Genomic DNA, 17564 nt, shown 5'->3' with positions numbered 1-17564 from the left:
TCGCGGGCAGGGCCCGCTCCTACAGTTTGCGGTGAGGCACGGAGTTTCCCCGTAGGAGCGGACCTTGTCCGCGATAGCCGGAACCACCGGCGCGATTCGCGGATAGGATCCGCTCCTACGCCGCCCCACCCACACCACCCCCTGTAGGAGCGCGCCCTGCGCGCGAATCGCGGGCAGGGCCCGCTCCTACAGTTTGCGGTGAGGCACGGCATTCCCCGTGCGGACATGGCTCTTCGCAGTCGGCAAGACTGTTGCGCCTACAGGTACCCGTTGGCGCGGAACCAGTCGATGGCCCGCTGCAGGGTGTCTTCCAGCGGCACGTGGCTTTCGAAGCCCAGCTCCTCGCGGGCCTTGCGTCCGTCGAGGAACTGCCCGCCGGCCATCACTTCGATGGCGGTTTCGTCCAGCAGCGGCAGCTTGCCGGTCAGGCGGTAGCGCCAGCGGCCCAGGGTGGCCAGGGCGCGGGCGCGGTGCAGCGGCATCGGCTGCGGTGCCGGGCGGCCCAGCAGGTGGGCGATGGTGGCGGTGAGCTCGGCCATCTCCACGTTGTGCCCGGTGAGCAGGTAGCGCTCGCCGATGCGCCCGCGCTCCAGGGTCATCAGCAGGCCGCGCCCCGCCTCGCCGGCATCGATCACGTTGCGCCGCCCCGGCACATAGTGGGACATCTCGCCGCGGCCGATGGCGGTGATCAGGCGCCCGGTGGTCGGGCCCATGTCCAGCTCGCCCAGCACCATGCCGGGAATCCCGATCACCACCGGCAGGCCGCCGCGGGCCTGCTCGCGGGCCTGTTCGTCCAGCGCCCACTTGCACATCACGTAGGCGCTCTTGCCGGTGGGCAGGCTCTCGTAGAACAGCCCCTCGTGGCCGGGCAGGCCCTGGGGGTGCGGGGGCATGGCAAAGGCCGAGCCGACGTAGAGGATGCGCGGCACCTTGTTGTGCAGGCAGGCCGCGTAGAAGTGGTTGGTCTGGTCCAGGGCGCTGGCCACTTCCTCCTGCCAGCGGCGCGGCCGCTGCGGGTAGTAGCCGGCGCTGAAGATCACCGCGTCGAGCCCGCTCAGGGCGCGCTCCAGCCCCTTGTAGTCGAACAGTTCGGCGACCCGGCACTCCGGCTCCAGGTAGGCCAGGCGCTGGATCTGCGAGGACGGGCGATGGACCAGCACCAACTGGTGGCCGGCGGCCTTGATGGCGCGCGCGGCGTGGTGGCCGAGGAGCCCGGTGGCTCCGAGTACTGCGATTTTCACTGGCGCTCCCTGGTGATGGTCGAACCGGCCGCGTCGGCGGCCGGCTGCAACGGATCGACGGCGTCGATCCCCCCGCTCGTCAATTGCGGCCCTTGGCCTGCTCGTACAGCGGCATCACCTTGGGAATGGCGGCCTGCAGGTTGGCCATGCGCGTGCTGTCCGCCGGGTGGGTGCTGAGGATTTCCGGCGGCGCATCGCCACCGGCCTGGCCCATCTTCTGCCACAGCGTCAGCGCGGCCTGGGGGTTGTAGCCGGCGCGGGCGGCCAGCTCCAGGCCGATGAGGTCGGCCTCGGTCTCGTTCTGCCGGCTGTTGGGCAGGGTCAGGCTGTACTGCACCACCTGGTCGGCCAGCTGCTTGCTGGTCTCGCCCAGGCCCAGCAGCGCGCCGCCGAGGTTCTCGCCCATCTGCACGGCGTAGGCGCGGGACATCTGCTCGCGGCCGTGCTCGCGCAGGGCGTGGGCGATCTCGTGGCCCATCACCGCGGCGATCTCGTCGTCGCTGAGCTTCAGCTGATCGATCAGGCCGCTGTAGAAGATGATCTTGCCGCCGGGGCCGCAGTTGGCGTTGAGCTCGTCGCTCTTGATCACGTTGACCTGCCAGTCCCAGCCCGGGGCGTCCTGGCGGAACGCACCGGTCTGCGGAATCAGCCGCGCGGCCACGGCCTTGACACGCTTGGCGTCGCTGCTGTCGTTGTCCAGCTTGCCCGCCGAAGTCGCGTCAGTGAGGGTCTTCTGGTACGACTGCGAGTACATCTGGTCGACCTGCTGGCTCGACAGCATGCTGAACATGTACTGCTTGCGCTCGACGCCGACGGCGCCGCCGCTGGTGGTGTTGACCTGCTGGCACCCGGCCAGGAGCAGGGCGGCGGCCAGGCCGGTGAAGCGGAATAGGCTGGGCATGATGCTCTCCTGAAGCAATGCAATCTCCCTTGGACAGCGCGCAATGGTAGGCCGCCCCCCGATGGCCGGCAACCGCTCCGCAAAGGAGACGACACAAGGGCGTTACAACCCATTACAGGCATTTCCTAAGGAAACTCTGAAGTCCTGCCGATACAGCGGAACAGGCTGTCCCTGGTACGCGAGTATTTCGCCATGAAGTTCAAGTCGATCCAGTTTTCCGTGGTGGCGTTGGCCGGGGCCAGTGTCCTGGCTGTGGTGGCTGCGTTGGTACTCTATGCCCTGTTCGCCGGCGGGCGCACCCAGACGCTGGTGCAGGAACGCACCCAGGCGCTGCTGGAGAAGGTCATCAACGAACGCCTGGTGGCCCTGGCGCGCGCCCAGGCCAGCCAGATCCAGCGCGAGCTGGAATACCCGCTGACGGTGGTCAAGGGCCTGGCCCAGGCCAACATGCTGATGGATGGCAAGGACGCCGAAGGCAAGCCGCTGCTGGGCATCAGCCGGGGCGAGATGTCCAACCTGCTGCGCCAGACCGTGCAGCAGAACCCCAAGCTGCTGGACGCCTTCGCCGGCTGGGAGCCCGGCGCCTTCGCCGGCCCCGACAGCCTCTACGCCGGGCAGACCGGCGCCGGCTACGACGCCAGCGGGCGCTTCATGCCCTGGTGGTACCGCAAGGCCGACGGCAGCCTCACCGTGGAAGCCATGGGCGACACCCTGGAAAGCCAGAAGGTGCTGCCCACCGGCGTGCGCGAGGGCGAGTACTACCTGTGCCCGAAGGAACGCCACAAGCCCTGCGTGATCGACCCCGCGCCCTATGAAATGGGCGGCAGGATGGTGCTGATGTCGTCCTTCAACGCGCCCATCCTGGTCGACGGCCAGTTCCGCGGCGCGGTGGGCGCCGACCTGTCCCTGGACTTCATCCAGGACCTGCTCAAGGCCGCCGACGCCACCCTCTACGACGGCGCCGGCGAGCTGGCGCTGATCTCCGCCAACGGCCGCCTGGTGGCCTACACCAAGGACGCCGGCAAGCTCGGCGAACCGGCCGACAAGGTGCTGGACGCGAGCCAGGCCGCCAGCCTCGGCAAGCTGCAGGGCGACGAGCCGCTGTACCAGCAGGACGAAGCCCGCGACACCATCGCCGTATTCCTGCCCTTCGCCATCGGCGACACCGGCACGCACTGGACGCTGATGCTGGAGATCCCGCGCCAGGCGGTGTTCGGCGAACTCAAGCAACTGCAGGGCGCGCTCAAGGCGCAGAGCGATTCCGACACCCTGGGCATGACCCTGGTCGGCCTGCTCATCGCCGCCGGCGGCCTGCTGGTGATCTGGCTGGTGGGCCACGGCATCGCCCGGCCGCTGCGCCAGCTGGTCGGCATGCTCGACGACATCGCCCAGGGCGAAGGCGACCTCACCCGCCGCCTGTCCAGCGAGCGCGCCGACGAACTGGGCTCCATCGCCCGCGGCTTCAACACCTTCCTCGGCAAGCTGCAGGGCATGATCGGCCAGGTGGTGACCTCGGTGCAGCACGTCAGCGACTCCTCCGAACACACCGCGGACATCGCCATCCGCACCAACCAGGGCGTGCAGAAGCAACTGGCGGAGATCGAACTGGTGGCCACCGCCGTCCACGAGATGACCGCCACTGCCCAGGACGTGGCGCGCAACGCCACCCACGCGGCGGAAGCGGCCAGCCACGCCGACCAGGCCGCGCACCAGGGCAAGCAGATCGTCGAGAGCAGCTCGACGGCGATCCAGGCCCTGGCCACCGAGATCGGCCGCGCGGTCGGCGTGGTGCAGTCGCTGGCCCGCGACAGCGAGAACATCAACGCCATCCTGGTGGCCATCCGCGGCATCGCCGAGCAGACCAACCTGCTGGCGCTCAACGCCGCCATCGAGGCGGCGCGGGCCGGCGAGCAGGGCCGCGGCTTCGCCGTGGTGGCCGACGAAGTGCGCAACCTGGCGCAGAAGACGCAGCAGGCCACCGAGGAAATCCAGAGCATGATCCAGCAGCTGCAGAACGGCACCCGCGAAGTGGTGCAGGTGATGCAGCAGAGCCAGGAGAAGACCGACGACAGCGTGCGCCACGCCCACGAGGCGGCCCAGGCGCTGGAGTCGATCACCCAGGCGGTGTCGGTGATCAACGACATGAACACCCAGATCGCCAGCGCCGCCGAGGAACAGAGCGCGGTGGCCGAGGACATCAACCGCAACGTCGCCAACATCGGCCTGGTCGCCAACCAGGTGGCCGGCGGCGCCGACGAAGCCTCCCAGGCCAGCGCCGAGCTGACGCGGCTGGCGGAGCAGCAGCGGCGGTTGGTGAATCAGTTCAAGGTGTAGGGCCTCGCCGTCACCCCTGAACCCGCCACAATGCCATGCCCATGTAGGAGCGCGCCCTGCGCGCGAATCGCAGGCAGGGCCTGCTCCTACAGTCAGCCTGGAGGCACCGTATTCCCCTGTAGGAGCGAGCTTGCTCGCGAATGGGGTTTGCCGGCAGTGTAGGTGCCGGACAAAAGAACGCCCTCTCCCCAACCCTCGGCTGCGCGCCCCGCCCTGAAGGGAGAGGGGGCTGTCCTGAGCAGGCTGGAAGTCAGGCGTCATCCTCACACCTTCGCCGTCTTTTCTCGGCTCCGGTGTCTTGAAAAGGCACCGTCGTAGGAGCCTTGCCGGCTGCGCCGGATGCTCTTCGTAGGAGCGAGCTTGCTCGCGAACCAGCCCCGCTGCGGAATCTGTTCGCGAGCAAGCTCGCTCCTACGAGAAGCCTTGCCCGCCCGTATGGTAGGAGCGGACTCCGTCCGCGATTGGACCCGCAGGCTACGTCGGCTTGCCCGGTGGCACGAAAACGGCCGTCAGAGCGGCTCCGGCAACCGCTCGCACAGCCGCGCCAGCGCCAGCGCCCAGGCCTGCTGGTCGTTCAGGCAGGGAATCAGCACCAGCTCCTCGCCGCCGGCGGCGATGAACTGCTCGCGGCCGCGCTGGCCGATCTCCTCCAGGGTCTCGATGCAGTCGGCGACGAAGGCCGGGCACATCACCAGCAGGCGCTTCACGCCCTGCTTCGCCAGGACTTCCAACTGCGCGTCGGTGTAGGGGCCGATCCACTTGGCGCGGCCCAGGCGCGACTGGAAGGACACCGACCAGCGGCCCTTCTCCAGTGCGGCGTTCTCGGCGAACAGCTCCGCGGTGCGCAGGCACTGGCTGCGGTAGCACAGCGCCAGGACCTCCGGGCGCACGTGGCGGCTGTCGGCGGCGTCGAGGTCGTGGTTGCGGTCGCCCACCAGCTTGCGGATGTGCCGCTCGGGCAGGCCGTGGAAGCTCAGCAGCAGGTGGTCGTAGGGTTGCTCCAGGTAGGGCTGCACGCTGGTCAGCAGGGCCTGCTGGTATTCCGGCTCGGCGTAGAACGGCGGCAGCACCATCAGGTGCATGCCGTGCAGGCCGAGCTGGCGGATCAGCCGCCGGGCCTCCTCGATGACGGTGGTGGTGGTGCTGTCGGCGAACTGCGGGTACAGCGGCGCCAGGGTCACCTGGCGCACGCCCTGCTCGTAGAGGTCCAGCAGGGCGTTCTCGATGGACGGCTGGCCGTAGCGCATGGCCAGCGCCACCGGGCCATGCGGCCAGTACTTGCGCATGACCTGCTGCAGGCGGCGGCTGATCACCACCAGCGGCGAACCCTGGTCCCACCAGATGGAGGCATAGGCGTGCGCCGACTCCTCCGGGCGCTTGCGCAGGATCAGCGACACCAGCAGGCGCCGCGCCGGCCAGGGCAGGTCGACGACGTACGGGTCCATGAGGAACTGGTCCAGGTAACGGCGCACATCGGCCACCTCCGTCGAGGCCGGCGAGCCCAGGTTGACCAGCAGCAGGGCGTTGAGGGTCATGCAGCATCCTTAGTGACGGTGGGCGGCCGCCGGGCGATGTGCGAGGACATCGGCGAGGGCGGCCGGCAGATCGTTGTAGCGGAACACGAAGCCGGCTTCCAGCAGGCGCCGGGGCTCCACGCGCTGGCCGCCGAGCAACAGCAGCGACAGCTCGCCGAGCAGGGTGCGCAGGGCGAAGGCCGGCACGCCCAGCAGGGTCGGGCGGTGCAGCGCCTGGCCCAGGGCCCGGGTGAAGTCGCGGTTGCGCACCGGCTGCGGCGCGCACGCATTATACGGACCGCTGGCGTCGCTTAGCTGCAAGAGAAAATCGATCAGGCCGATCATGTCCTCGATGTGCACCCAGGACATCCATTGCCGGCCGTTGCCCAACTGGCCGCCCAGGCCGAAGCGGAACGCCGGCAGCAGGCGCGCGAGGAAGCCGCCCTCCGGCGCCAGCACCAGCCCGGTGCGCAGGCGCACCACGCGGATGCCCAGGCCCTCGGCCTGCAGCGCGATCTGCTCCCAGGCCAGGCACAGCTCGCTGGCGAAATCCTCGCCGGCCGCCGCGCTGCCTTCGTCCAGCGGACGCTCGCCGGCGTCGCCGTACCAGCCGACCGCCGAGCCGCTGATCAGCACCGAGGGCCGCTGGCTGCGGCCTTCCAGCCACTCCACCAGACGCTCGGTGAGGCGTACCCGGCTGTCCCACAGCAGCGCCTTGCGCCGCGACGTCCAGGGCCGCTCGGCGATGGGCTCGCCGGCCAGGTTGACCACCGCGTCGACCTGTTCGTCGCCCACCGCCTCGAAGCTGGAAACGCCCCGGACCTCGCGCCCGCAAAGCTCGGCGACGCGCTCCGGACGGCGGCTGAGCACCGTCAGCCGATGGCCGGCGGCGCTCCAGTGGCGGCACAGGCGGCGGCCGATCAGGCCGGTACCGCCGGTAATGAAGATGTGCATCTGGACCTCCTTGCGCTGAACTCCCACACCTACCATCAGTCTGGACGAGGGAACGGCGCTTGCATTACTGCTCCCGTCCGAGTGTGGCGAACGTCTACGCTGTAAATGCCGGAACCGATACGCGACGCCCCCGAAGGAATGGCCGCGAAGCGTGGACGAAATTCCGCTCGACCGTTCGAACGGCGACCGAACAACTATACAAATAAAACCGATTGTACAAGGTTGTTCGACTCGCTAACCTGAACACAACAACCTACGAGGCATGTCATGAGCGCCCCCATTGCCATCATTGGCACCGGAATCGCCGGACTCTCAGCCGCCCACGCCCTGCTAGACGCGGGACAGGAAGTCCAGCTCTTCGACAAGGGCCACGGCAGCGGCGGCCGCATGGCGAGCAAGCGCAGCGATGCTGGCGCGCTCGACCTCGGCGCCCAGTACTTCACCGCCCGCGACCGCCGCTTCCTCGACGCCATCCAGCACTGGCGCGACGCCGGCTGGGTCGCCGAGTGGGACCCGGCCCTGTACCAGTACCGCGACGGCATGCTCAGCCCGTCGCCGGACGAGCAGCCGCGCTGGGTCGGCACCCCGCGCATGAGCGCCATCACCCGCGCGCTGCTGCAGGGGCTGCAGGTCACCTTCTCCTGCCGCATCACCGAAGTCTTCCGCGGCCAACAGCACTGGCACCTGCAGGACTCCGAAGGCTGCAACCACGGCCCGTTCAGCCACGTCCTGGTCGCCACCCCAGCGCCGCAGGCCGCGGCGCTGCTGGCCGGCGCGCCCAAGCTGGCGGCGGCGGCGGCGAGCATCGCCATGGAGCCGACCTGGGCCGTGGCCCTGGGCTTCGCCGAGCCCCTGCAGACGCCGGTGCAGGGCTGCTTCGTCCAGGAAGGCCCGCTGACCTGGATGGCCAGCAACCGCTGCAAGCCCGGCCGCGACGAACACATGGACACCTGGGTGCTGCACGCCAGCAGCAGCTGGAGCCGGCAGAACATCGACAAGCCCAAGGAAACCGTCATCGAGCACCTGCTGGGCACCTTCGCCGAGATGATCGGCTGCGCGGTGCCCGAACCGGTGTTCGCCCTGGCCCACCGCTGGCTCTATGCCCGGCCGCTGGAAGCGCACCAGCTGGGCGCGCTGGCCGATGCCGACCTGGGCATCTACGCCTGCGGCGACTGGTGCCTCTCCGGCCGCGTCGAAGGCGCCTGGCTGAGCGGCCTGGAAGCCGCCCGCCGGCTGCTGCAACACCTCTGAGCCCGACGGCACCCGCCTGGGCGCCGCACCCTGTACAAGTAATTTGCGGCTGTACAACGTTCGGCCTATGCTGAAAAATAGTTGTACACGCGAAGCCTACTTGTACAGGGTCCGACCATGTCCACCTCCCCTTCCCGGCCCAAGCTCGGCATCAGCGCCTGCCTGCTCGGCGCGAACGTCCGCTACAACGGCGGGCACAAGGCTTCGCGCCTGTGCCTGGAGGACCTCGCCCGGCACTTCGATTTCGTCCCGCTGTGCCCGGAAGTCGCCATCGGCCTGGGCGTACCGCGCCCCACCCTGCGGCTGGTCGGCGACGCCACGCAGCCACGCGCCGTGGACAGCCGCGATGCGACCCTGGACCACAGTGCGGCATTGCGTCGCCATGGCGCGGAACAGGCCGGCCAGTTGGACGAACTGGCCGGCTTCATCTTCATGCAGAAGTCGCCCTCCTGCGGCCTGCACCGCGTCAAGCTCTACGCGGTGGATGGCCAGCCGACCATGGCCGGCGCCCGCGGCCTGTTCGCCGAAGCCTTCTGCGCCGCCCGCCCCGAGCTGCCGGTGGAAGAGGAAGGCCGCCTGCACGATCCCCGCCTGCGCGAGAACTTCGTCACCCGCGTCTACGCCCATCTCGATTGGCTCGCCCTGTGCCGCGCCGGGCTGACGCACAAGGTGATCCTCGACTTCCACTCGCGCCACAAGTACCAGTTGCTCGCCCACCACCCGCGCCAGTACGCCGAGCTGGGCCGCCTGCTGGCGGACATCGGCCGCTACCCGGCAGAACAGTTCGGCCCGCAGTACTACCGGGCCTTCAGCCAGGCGCTGGGCCACTGCGCCAGTAGAGGCAGCCACAGCAACGTGCTGCAGCACCTGGCCGGCTACCTCAAGCGCGCCCTGGCGGCGGACGACCGCGCCGAACTGCAGTTGCTGATCGAGCAATACCGCCACGGCGAGGTACCGCTGGTGGTGCCCCTGGCGCTGCTCAAGCACCACTTCCGCCGCCACCCGCACCCGTACATCGCCCGCCAGGCGTACCTGCAACCCCACCCCGAGGCCCTGGGTCTACGCAATGCCATCTGAACGAAGCAACACCCTTCCCGACGATTATCGCCAGGCGCTGGCCGCCGGCTGGTTGCCGATCAGCGAAGTGGCGCGGCGCACCGGGGTGAACCCGGTTACGCTGCGCGCCTGGGAACGCCGCTATGGGCTGGTGGTCCCCCAGCGCACCGCCAAGGGCCACCGCCTGTACTCCGCCGAGCAGTTGGAGCGGATTCGCCGCGTCCTCACCTGGCTGGAGCGCGGCGTGGCGGTGGGCAAGGTGCGCGACCTGCTCGACGAACCGCCGCGGACGGCAACCGAGACCCACTCGCCCTGGGACGACCTGCGCCAGCAGGCGCTGAGCGCCATCGCCCGGCTCGACGAACAGCGCCTGGACGAGCTGTTCAACGGCGCGCTGTCGATCTACCCGGCGCAGACGCTGTGCGAGCACCTGATGCTGCCGTTGCAGCGCGACCTCCAGCTACGCTGGCAGGGCCAGTTCGGCAGCGGCCTGGAGCGCCTGCTCTACCACTCCTGGCTGCGCAGCAAGCTCGGCGGCCGCCTGTACCACTACAACCGCCAGCACCAGGGGCGGCCGCTGCTGCTGGTGAACCAGTCGGAACACCCGCGGGAAACCGGCCACTGGCTGTGCGCCTGGCTGGCCAGCTCCGCCGGCTGCCCGGTGCAGGTGTTCGACGGCCCGCTGTCCTGCGCCGAGATCGCCCTGGTCGAGCAGCGCCTGAACCCGCGCGCCCTGCTCCTCTACTCCGACCAGAGCCTGAGCCCGGCGCAGCTGTCGCGCCTGCTCGCCGGCTGCATCTGCCCCACCCTGCTGGTGGGCGCCAGCGTGGACATCCATGCCCAGGAACTGGCCGAGCTACAACGTGAAAGCCACCCAGGCCTGCACCTGGCGCAGGACCCGTTGCAGGCGCGTAACGCCCTGCATGCCCTGGGCCTGCTGAACGGCGGGGGCGGCGAATGAAGCGCCAGTTGCTCTGGCTGCGCAGCGACCTGCGCGTACACGACAACACTGCCCTGGTCGCCGCCGCGCAGGCCGGCCCGGTCGTCGCCTGCTACCTGCTCAGCCCCGGCCAGTGGCGCGCCCATGACGATTCGCCGAACAAGGTCGACTTCTGGCTGCGCAACCTGCACGCGCTGCAGCGTGACCTGGCGCGGCTGAACATCCCGCTGCTGCTGCGCGAGGCGGACACCTGGAGCCAGGCACCGGAAGTGTTGCTGCAGCTGTGCCGCAGCCTGGGCATCGCCGCGGTACGGGTGAACGAGGAGTACGGCATCCACGAAAGCCGCCGCGACGAGGCGGTGAAACAGCGCCTGGCCGAAGCCGGCGTGGGCTTCCACAGCCACCTGGACCAGTTGCTGTTCGCCCCCGGCAGCCTGCTCACCCGCGGCGGCGGCTACTTCCAGGTCTTCAGCCAGTTCCGCAAGCTCTGCTACCAGCGCCTGGCCACTGCCCTGCCCGCCTGCCTGCCGGCGCCGCCACCCCAGGCGCCGCTGGGGGTGGACAGCGACCCCGTGCCCCGGGAACTGCCCGGCTTCGCACCCAGTGCAACCCTGGCGCGGGAGTTCTGGCCCGCCGGGGAAAAGGCCGCCGGCGAACGCCTGGCCGGCTTCGCCGAAGATGGCCTGGCGCACTACCACGAACGACGCGACCGCCCGGACCTCGATGGCACCAGCCAGCTCTCTGCCTACCTCGCCGCCGGGGTGCTCTCGCCGCGCCAGTGCCTGCACGCCGCCGTGGCGAACAACCGGGGCGAATTCGAAAGCGGCGGGCCGGGCGCCGTGGCCTGGATCAACGAGCTGCTCTGGCGCGAGTTCTACAAGCACATCCTGGTCGGTTTCCCGCAGGTCAGCCGCGGCCGCGCCTTCCGCGCGCCAACCGAGGCGCTGCCCTGGCGCCACGCGCCAGCGGAGCTGGAAGCCTGGCAACAGGGCCGCACCGGCTTCCCGATCATCGACGCGGCGATGCGCCAGTTGCTGGCCACCGGCTGGATGCACAACCGCCTGCGCATGCTCACCGCCATGTTCCTCAGCAAGAACCTGCTGATCGACTGGCGCGAAGGCGAGCGCTGGTTCATGCGCCACCTGGTGGACGGCGATCTGGCGGCGAACAACGGCGGCTGGCAATGGAGCGCCTCCACCGGCACCGACGCCGCGCCCTACTTCCGCCTGTTCAACCCGCTGGCGCAATCGCGCCGCTTCGATCCCCACGGGCGTTTCCTGCGCCAGTGGCTGCCGGAGCTGGCCGGCCTGGACAACGAAAGCCTGCACGAGCCATCGCGCCTGGGCCTGTTCGGCGCGCCCGGCTACCCGGCGCCGATGCTCGACCTGGCGGCGAGCCGCGAGCGGGTTCTGGAGGCCTTCCGCAACCTGCCGGGGGGCTGACGAAGTCCGTTTAGGCGAGCACGGCTTCTCGTAGGAGCGAGCTTGCTCGCGAACAGACTCCGCTGCGGGGCTCATTCGCGAGCAAGCTCGCTCCTACGAAGAGCACCCCGGATGCGGTGCTACCCGATGACCTGTAGGAGCGGGCCCTGCCCGCGATTTCGCGCGCAGGGCGCGCTCCTACATGGAATGGTGTGGGTGGGGCGGCGTAGGAGCAGATCTCATCCGCGAATCGCGCCGGGGTGTGACATGGTCCGGAAGAAACACCCCGTAGGATGGGTTGAGCTTGCGATACCCATCGCCATGACCGCATGGGTTTCGCAAGCTCAACCCATCCTACGAAAAGCCCTTCGGCGTATTCGGCAAGCTCATACGGGCATAAAAAAACCGGCCACCAGGACCGGTTTTTTCGCACAGCTAGAACTTACAGCGGATGACTGTAGAACAGGCTGTAGGACTCGATGCCGTCGTTGGGCATCGAGAGCCCGGCATTCGAGTAGTGGATGGCGCGGATGCCCACCGACTGGCCGCCGGCGAACTTCAGGCCGAAGCCCAGGCGGTCTTCGAAGGCGAAGGCGCTGCCCAGGTCATGGTCGCCGACCTCGGAGCCGCTGAAGCCGGCGATGCCGATGCCCGCCTCGATGAAGGGCTTCACGCTGTCGCCGTTGAACTGGTAGACGAACACCGGCGCGACGGACAGCGAATAACGGGCGCCCGCGCGGTCGCCGGCCCCCCAGTAGGTGACGCCGGTGTCCCAGTAGCCGGTCAGGTGGCCGGTACTGCTTTCCCACCAGGTCTTGTCCCAGTCGAAACTCGCGCCCAGGCGCAGGGTCATGTCGCCCTGGCCGGTGGCACCTGCCGCGGCGGTCAGATTCGCGGCCTGCGCTGCGCCGGCTGCGCCCACCATCATGATTGCGGCCAAGGCGGCCAGCGAGAGTAGCTTCTTCATCGAAAGATCCTTATGGATAAGCTGAATGAAAAATCCCCGCGAATAGCTAATGATTATAAGGCGATTTGCCAGATATGGCCTGCGAAATGTCAGCGCATTGTTACGTATGTGCGGAAACTTCCTTGCTCAATCGGCAAAAAAACTGACCGATTCATCAAGGCCCCACAGCACCGGCAACACCCTCTCGAACATCTCGACTGCCCCGCTGGTGAAGAAGTGCGTTTTTTTTGCCGGCCCCCGCGCCTCCAGGCCACGGCTGGCCAGCGACGCCTGCAGGTGACGGGCCACTGCGGCGCCGGTGTCGATCAGCGATACGCCGGGCGGCAGCATCCGGCCCAGCAGCGGGCGCAGGAAGGGGTAATGGGTGCAGCCGAGGATCAGGGTGTCGCAGCCTTCGGCCAGCAGCGGCTCGACGAAGCCCTGGAGCAGCTCGCGGGTCTGAGGCCCATCCAGGTCGCCGGCCTCGATGCGCTCGACCAGCCCCGGGCAGGGCTGGGTGATCACCCGCACGTCGCTGGCGAAGCGGTCGAGCAGCGCGGCGAAGCGCGCGCTCTTCAAGGTGCCGGTGGTGGCCAGCACGCCGACCACGCCGCTGCGGGTTGCAGCGGCGGCCGGTTTCACCGCCGGCTCCATGGCCAGGATCGGCAGCTGTGGATAACGCTCACGCAGGTCGGAGGCCGCCGCCGCGGTGGCGGTGTTGCAGGCCAGCACCAGGGCCTTGCAGTCGCGGGCGATGAGGAATTCGGCGATGCGCCGGCAGCGCTCGCGGATGTATTCCGGGGTTTTCTCGCCGTAGGGCACGTGGCCGCAGTCGGCCAGGTACACCAGCGATTCGTCCGGCAGCCGCGCGCGGATCTCGCGCAGCACCGAAAGGCCGCCGACGCCGGAGTCGAAGACCCCTATCGGCCGCTCGTCAGCCATGCCGTGAACCGCAGACCGCGCACTGCGGGTCGCGCTTGACGCGCAGCTCGCGGAAGCGCGTGCCCAGGGCATCCACCAGCAGCAGGCGGCCCACCAGCGGCTCGCCGAAGCCGGCCAGCAGCTTCAGCGCCTCCAGCGCCTGCAGGCTGCCGACCAGGCCCACCAGCGGCCCGGCCACGCCGGCTTCGCTGCAGGTCAGCTCGGCTTCGCTGCCGTGGCCGTAGAGGCAGTGGTAGCAGGGGCTGTCGTCGCGGCGCGGGTCGAATACCGAGAGCTGGCCTTCCAGGCGGATGGCCGCGCCGCTGACCAGCGGCTTGCCGGCGGCGACGCAGGCGGCGTTGACCGCCTCGCGGGTGGAGAAGTTGTCGCAGCAGTCCAGCACCAGGTCGACCTGGGCCAGCACCGCGGCCAGGGAGTCCTCGTCCAGCGCCTGGCGGTGCGGCACCAGCTTCACCTGCGGGTTGATGGCGGCCAGGCGGGCCATGGCCGAGTCCACCTTGCTGCGCCCGACCTGGGTGCTGTCGTGCACCACCTGGCGCTGCAGGTTGGTCACGTCGACGCTATCGAAGTCGGCCAGGTGCAGCTCGCCGACGCCGGCCGCGGCCAGGTACAGCGCCACCGGCGAGCCCAGCCCGCCGAGGCCGACGATCAGCACGCGGCTCTGTTTCAGGCGCAGCTGGCCGTCGATGTCGATCTGCGGCAGGAGGATCTGCCGGCTGTAACGCAGCAGTTCTTCGTCGTTCAACATGGCAGGCGCCCCAGGCTGATGCGTTCGTGGCCGCCCAGGTCGCGGCGGCTCTCCACTTCGCTGAAACCGTTGCCCAGCAGCAGGTCGCGCACCGCAGCGGCCTGGTCGTAGCCGTGCTCCAGCAGCAACCAGCCACCCGGTTCGAGGAAGCGCGGGGCCTGGGCGACGATCAGGCGGATGTCGTCGAGGCCGTCGTGGCCGGCCACCAGCGCGCTCTTCGGTTCGAAGCGCACGTCGCCCTGCTGCAGGTGCGGGTCGCTGCCGGGGATGTACGGCGGGTTGCCGACGATCAGGGCGAAGCGCTCGCCTTCCAGGGCGGAGAACCAGTGGCTCTGGCGGAAGCCGACGTTGGCCAGGCGCAGGCGCTCGCGGTTGCGTTCGGCCAGGGCCACGGCCTCGGGAATGCGGTCGACGCCGCTGACCTGCCAGCTCAGGCGCTCGCAGGCCAGGGCCAGGGCGATGGCGCCGGTGCCGGTGCCCAGGTCGAGCACCCGCGCCGGGCTGGCCGGCACCAGCTGCAGGGCGGTTTCCACCAGCAGCTCGGTGTCCGGACGCGGGATCAGGGTGTGCGGCGCCACTTCCAGGTCCAGGCTCCAGAAGCCCTGGCGGCCGAGGATGTAGGCCACCGGCTCGCCGGCGCGGCGGCGCGCCAGCCAGCCTTCGAAGCGTTCACGCACCTCGCGGTCGACCACCCGCTCCGGCCAGGTGCGCAGGAAACTGCGCGGCTTGCCCAGGGCGGCGGCCAGCAGCAGCTCGGCGTCCAGGCGCGCGCTGGGCGAATCCGGCAGTTGCGCTTCGGCGAGCAGAGTCATGATGGTGGCCATGGCGCCTCAATCCCCCAGGGCGGCCAACTGGTCGGCCTGGTATTCCTGCAGCAGCGGTTCGATCACCTGCTCCACCTCGCCCTCCATCACCTCGCCCAGGGAGTACAGGGTAAGGTTGATGCGGTGGTCGGTGACCCGCCCCTGGGGGAAATTGTAGGTGCGGATGCGCTCGGAGCGGTCGCCCGAGCCCACCAGCAGCTTGCGGGTGCTGGCGATGGCCTGCTGCGCCGCGGCCTGCTGCTGGTCGTTGAGCTTGGCCGCGAGCCAGGCCATGGCCTTGGCGCGGTTCTTGTGCTGCGAACGCTCCTCCTGGCACTCGACCACGATGCCCGAGGGAATGTGGGTGATGCGCACGGCAGAGTCGGTCTTGTTCACGTGCTGGCCGCCGGCGCCGGAGGAGCGGTAGGTGTCGACGCGCAGGTCGGCCGGGTTGATCTCGATGGCCGCCTGCTCGTCGGGCTCCGGCAGCACCGCGACGGTGCAGGCGGAGGTGTGGATGCGGCCCTGGGACTCGGTGGCCGGCACGCGCTGCACGCGGTGCGCGCCGGACTCGAACTTGAGCTTGGCGTAGACGTTGTCGCCCTCGACACGGGCGATCACCTCTTTATAGCCGCCGTGTTCGCCCTCGTTCTCCGAGAGGACTTCGACGCGCCAGCCCTGGCGCTCGGCATAGCGCGAATACATGCGGAACAGGTCGCCGGAGAAGATCGCCGCCTCGTCGCCGCCGGTGCCGGCGCGGATTTCCAGGAACACGTTGCGCCCGTCGTTCGGGTCCTTGGGCAGCAGCATGCGCTGCAGGCGGTCTTCCAGTTCGACCAGGGAGTCCTTGGCGCTGGCGACCTCCTCCTCGGCCATCTCGCGCAGGTCCGGGTCGCTGTCCTTGAGCAGCGCCTGGGCGCCCTCGAGGTCGGCCTGGGTCTTGCGGAAGTCGCGGAACGCCAGGATCACCGGCTCGACTTCGGCGAACTCGCGGGAATAGGCGCGGAACTTGGTCTGGTCGCTGATCACTTCGGCGTCACCGAGCAGAGCGGTGAGCTCCTCGTAGCGGTCGCTGAGGTTGTCCAGCTTGGTCAACAGGGAGGCTTTCATCGCTTCTCAGGGCCCTCGTCGAGGGCGAACAGTTCCTGGGCCAGGGCCAGCGCATCGATGCGGCCCTCGGCGGAGAGTTTCTTCATCTGCACGCTGGGCGCGTGCAGCAGCTTGTTGGTCAGGCCGCGGGCCAGCTGGGCGAGGATGTCGGTCGGGTCGCCGCCGTTGGCCAGCAGGCGCTGGGCCTTCTGCAGCTCCTCGTCGCGCAGGCGCTCGGCCTGCTGGCGGTAGGCGCGCAGCACGTCCACCGCGGCCAGCTCGCGCAGGCGCTGCATGAACTCGTGGACGCCGTCGCCGACCAGTTCCTCGGCGGCCTGGGCGGCGCCCTGGCGGCTCTTGAGGTTCTCCGCCACCACTTCGTGGAGGTCGTCGACGCTATAGAGGTAGACGTCGTCCAGCTCGCCGACTTCCGGCTCGATGTCGCGCGGCACGGCGATGTCGACCATGAACATCGGCTTGTGCCGGCGCTGCTTCAGCGCGCGTTCCACCGCGCCCTTGCCGAGGATCGGCAACTGGCTGGCGGTGGAACTGATGACGATGTCGCTGTGCGCCAGGTGCTCGGGCATGTCCGCCAGCAGGATGGCCTCGGCGCCCAGCTCCTGGGCCAGCAGGCTGGCGCGCTCGAGGGTGCGGTTGGCCACCACGATGCGCTTCACGCCCTGCTCGTGCAGGTGGCGGGCGACCAGGGTGATGGTCTCGCCGGCGCCGATCAGCAGCGCCTGGCTGCGGTGCAGGTCGCTGAAGATCTGCCGCGCCAGGCTGACCGCGGCGAAGGCCACCGACACCGGGTTCTCGCCGATGGCGGTGTCGGTGCGCACGGTCTTGGCGGTGCTGAAGGTGGCCTGGAACAGGCGGCCGAGCATCGGGCCTATGGTGCCGGCCTCGCGGGCCACGGCGTAGGCGGACTTCATCTGGCCGAGGATCTGCGGCTCGCCGAGCACCATGGAGTCCAGGCCGGCGGCCACGCGCATCATGTGGCGCACCGCGTCCTCGTCCTGGTGCACATAGGCGCAGTTGCGCAGCTCGTCCAGGCTCAGGCGGTGGTAGTCGGCGAGCCAGGCCAGCACGTCCTCGGCCTCCGGATGCTCGATCTCCAGGTACAGCTCGCTGCGGTTGCAGGTGGAGAGGATCGCCGCCTCGCGGCTGGCGGTCAGCCGGCAGAGCAGCTGCAGGGCCTCGACCATCTGCCCGGGAGTGAACGCCACGCGCTCGCGGACGGCCACGGAAGCTGTCTTGTGGTTGATGCCAAGGGCGATGAAGGCCATGCGGGATCGCTGAGGTAATTCAGGAAGCCCGCAATTGTCCTACGTCGACCGGTAGAGGACAACCACTGCAATACAAGCAGCCGATCTGTGCGTCTATGCTGGGTTTGGCAGTCCCCACCCCATGGGCTTGCCGAATGG

General features: G+C 69.2%; 15 protein-coding genes. 5 read left to right on the top strand and 10 right to left on the bottom strand.

Going from position 1 to position 17564, the window contains the following annotated elements:
- Nucleotides 1-257: 257 nt before the first annotated feature.
- Together BM060_RS03640 and BM060_RS03635 are read right to left on the bottom strand one after the other, a co-directional pair.
- Complete coding sequence (locus BM060_RS03640; protein WP_074977386.1) at nucleotides 258-1241, bottom strand: NAD-dependent epimerase/dehydratase family protein; 984 nt, start codon at nucleotides 1239-1241, stop codon at nucleotides 258-260.
- A 79-nt stretch (nucleotides 1242-1320) separates the two neighbouring features.
- Nucleotides 1321-2142: a M48 family metallopeptidase gene (locus BM060_RS03635; protein WP_061560681.1), complete on the bottom strand. Its 822-nt coding sequence runs from the start codon at nucleotides 2140-2142 to the stop codon at nucleotides 1321-1323.
- A 192-nt stretch (nucleotides 2143-2334) separates the two neighbouring features.
- On the opposite strand from BM060_RS03635, the gene BM060_RS03630 reads away from it, so the two are divergent.
- Nucleotides 2335-4476, top strand: a complete 2142-nt coding sequence (locus BM060_RS03630; RefSeq protein WP_074977384.1) for a methyl-accepting chemotaxis protein — start codon at nucleotides 2335-2337, stop codon at nucleotides 4474-4476.
- 509 nt (nucleotides 4477-4985) lie between these two features.
- On the opposite strand, the gene hemH is transcribed toward BM060_RS03630, so the two are convergent.
- Complete coding sequence (gene hemH / locus BM060_RS03625) at nucleotides 4986-6011, bottom strand: ferrochelatase (RefSeq protein ID WP_074977382.1); 1026 nt, start codon at nucleotides 6009-6011, stop codon at nucleotides 4986-4988.
- A gap of 9 nt (nucleotides 6012-6020) precedes the next feature.
- Nucleotides 6021-6944, bottom strand: coding sequence for a TIGR01777 family oxidoreductase (locus tag BM060_RS03620; RefSeq protein ID WP_074977380.1), 924 nt, complete (start codon nucleotides 6942-6944; stop codon nucleotides 6021-6023).
- Between the two features lie 267 nt (nucleotides 6945-7211).
- Between BM060_RS03620 and BM060_RS03615 the strand changes: the two genes are divergently transcribed.
- From BM060_RS03615 to phrB, 4 genes are all read left to right on the top strand, one after another.
- A complete protein-coding gene (locus BM060_RS03615) occupies nucleotides 7212-8195 on the top strand; it encodes an NAD(P)/FAD-dependent oxidoreductase (RefSeq protein WP_009617460.1) in 984 nt (327 codons plus the stop codon).
- A gap of 117 nt (nucleotides 8196-8312) precedes the next feature.
- Entirely contained in the window at nucleotides 8313-9272 is a 960-nt protein-coding gene (locus BM060_RS03610; RefSeq protein ID WP_074977377.1) for a YbgA family protein, read from the top strand.
- The gene (locus BM060_RS03605; protein ID WP_074977375.1) at nucleotides 9262-10212 is read left to right on the top strand and encodes a MerR family transcriptional regulator; all 951 of its coding nucleotides are present in this window, start codon (nucleotides 9262-9264) and stop codon (nucleotides 10210-10212) included. The genes BM060_RS03610 and BM060_RS03605 overlap by 11 nt, the downstream gene beginning before the upstream one ends.
- A complete protein-coding gene (phrB, locus tag BM060_RS03600; protein WP_074977373.1) occupies nucleotides 10209-11633 on the top strand; it encodes a deoxyribodipyrimidine photo-lyase in 1425 nt (474 codons plus the stop codon). The genes BM060_RS03605 and phrB overlap by 4 nt, the downstream gene beginning before the upstream one ends.
- Before the next feature lie 421 nt (nucleotides 11634-12054).
- On the opposite strand, the gene BM060_RS03595 is transcribed toward phrB, so the two are convergent.
- The 6 genes from BM060_RS03595 to hemA all read right to left on the bottom strand — a co-directional run bounded on the left by BM060_RS03595 (nucleotide 12055) and on the right by hemA (nucleotide 17426).
- Nucleotides 12055-12579 carry an acyloxyacyl hydrolase gene (locus BM060_RS03595; protein WP_074977370.1) on the bottom strand — a complete coding sequence of 175 codons (525 nt, stop codon included), beginning with the start codon at nucleotides 12577-12579 and terminating at the stop codon, nucleotides 12055-12057.
- A gap of 126 nt (nucleotides 12580-12705) precedes the next feature.
- Entirely contained in the window at nucleotides 12706-13500 is a 795-nt protein-coding gene (murI, locus tag BM060_RS03590) for a glutamate racemase (RefSeq protein ID WP_058071534.1), read from the bottom strand.
- Complete coding sequence (locus BM060_RS03585; protein ID WP_074977369.1) at nucleotides 13493-14248, bottom strand: molybdopterin-synthase adenylyltransferase MoeB; 756 nt, start codon at nucleotides 14246-14248, stop codon at nucleotides 13493-13495. Before BM060_RS03585 ends, murI begins: the two co-directional genes overlap by 8 nt.
- On the bottom strand, nucleotides 14242-15072 hold the full coding sequence (gene prmC / locus BM060_RS03580) for a peptide chain release factor N(5)-glutamine methyltransferase (protein ID WP_074977367.1): 831 nt from the start codon (nucleotides 15070-15072) through the stop codon (nucleotides 14242-14244). The genes BM060_RS03585 and prmC overlap by 7 nt, the downstream gene beginning before the upstream one ends.
- Nucleotides 15073-15078: 6 nt before the next feature.
- Nucleotides 15079-16161, bottom strand: coding sequence for a peptide chain release factor 1 (gene prfA / locus BM060_RS03575; protein WP_074977365.1), 1083 nt, complete (start codon nucleotides 16159-16161; stop codon nucleotides 15079-15081).
- A complete protein-coding gene (gene hemA, locus BM060_RS03570) occupies nucleotides 16158-17426 on the bottom strand; it encodes a glutamyl-tRNA reductase (RefSeq protein WP_074977363.1) in 1269 nt (422 codons plus the stop codon). Before hemA ends, prfA begins: the two co-directional genes overlap by 4 nt.
- Nucleotides 17427-17564 lie beyond the last annotated feature (138 nt).

The organism is Pseudomonas citronellolis (assembly GCF_900112375.1).
GTDB lineage: Bacteria > Pseudomonadota > Gammaproteobacteria > Pseudomonadales > Pseudomonadaceae > Pseudomonas > Pseudomonas citronellolis.
Note: the sequence above shows the minus strand (reverse complement) of the source record. Positions and strands in the feature narration are given on the sequence as shown.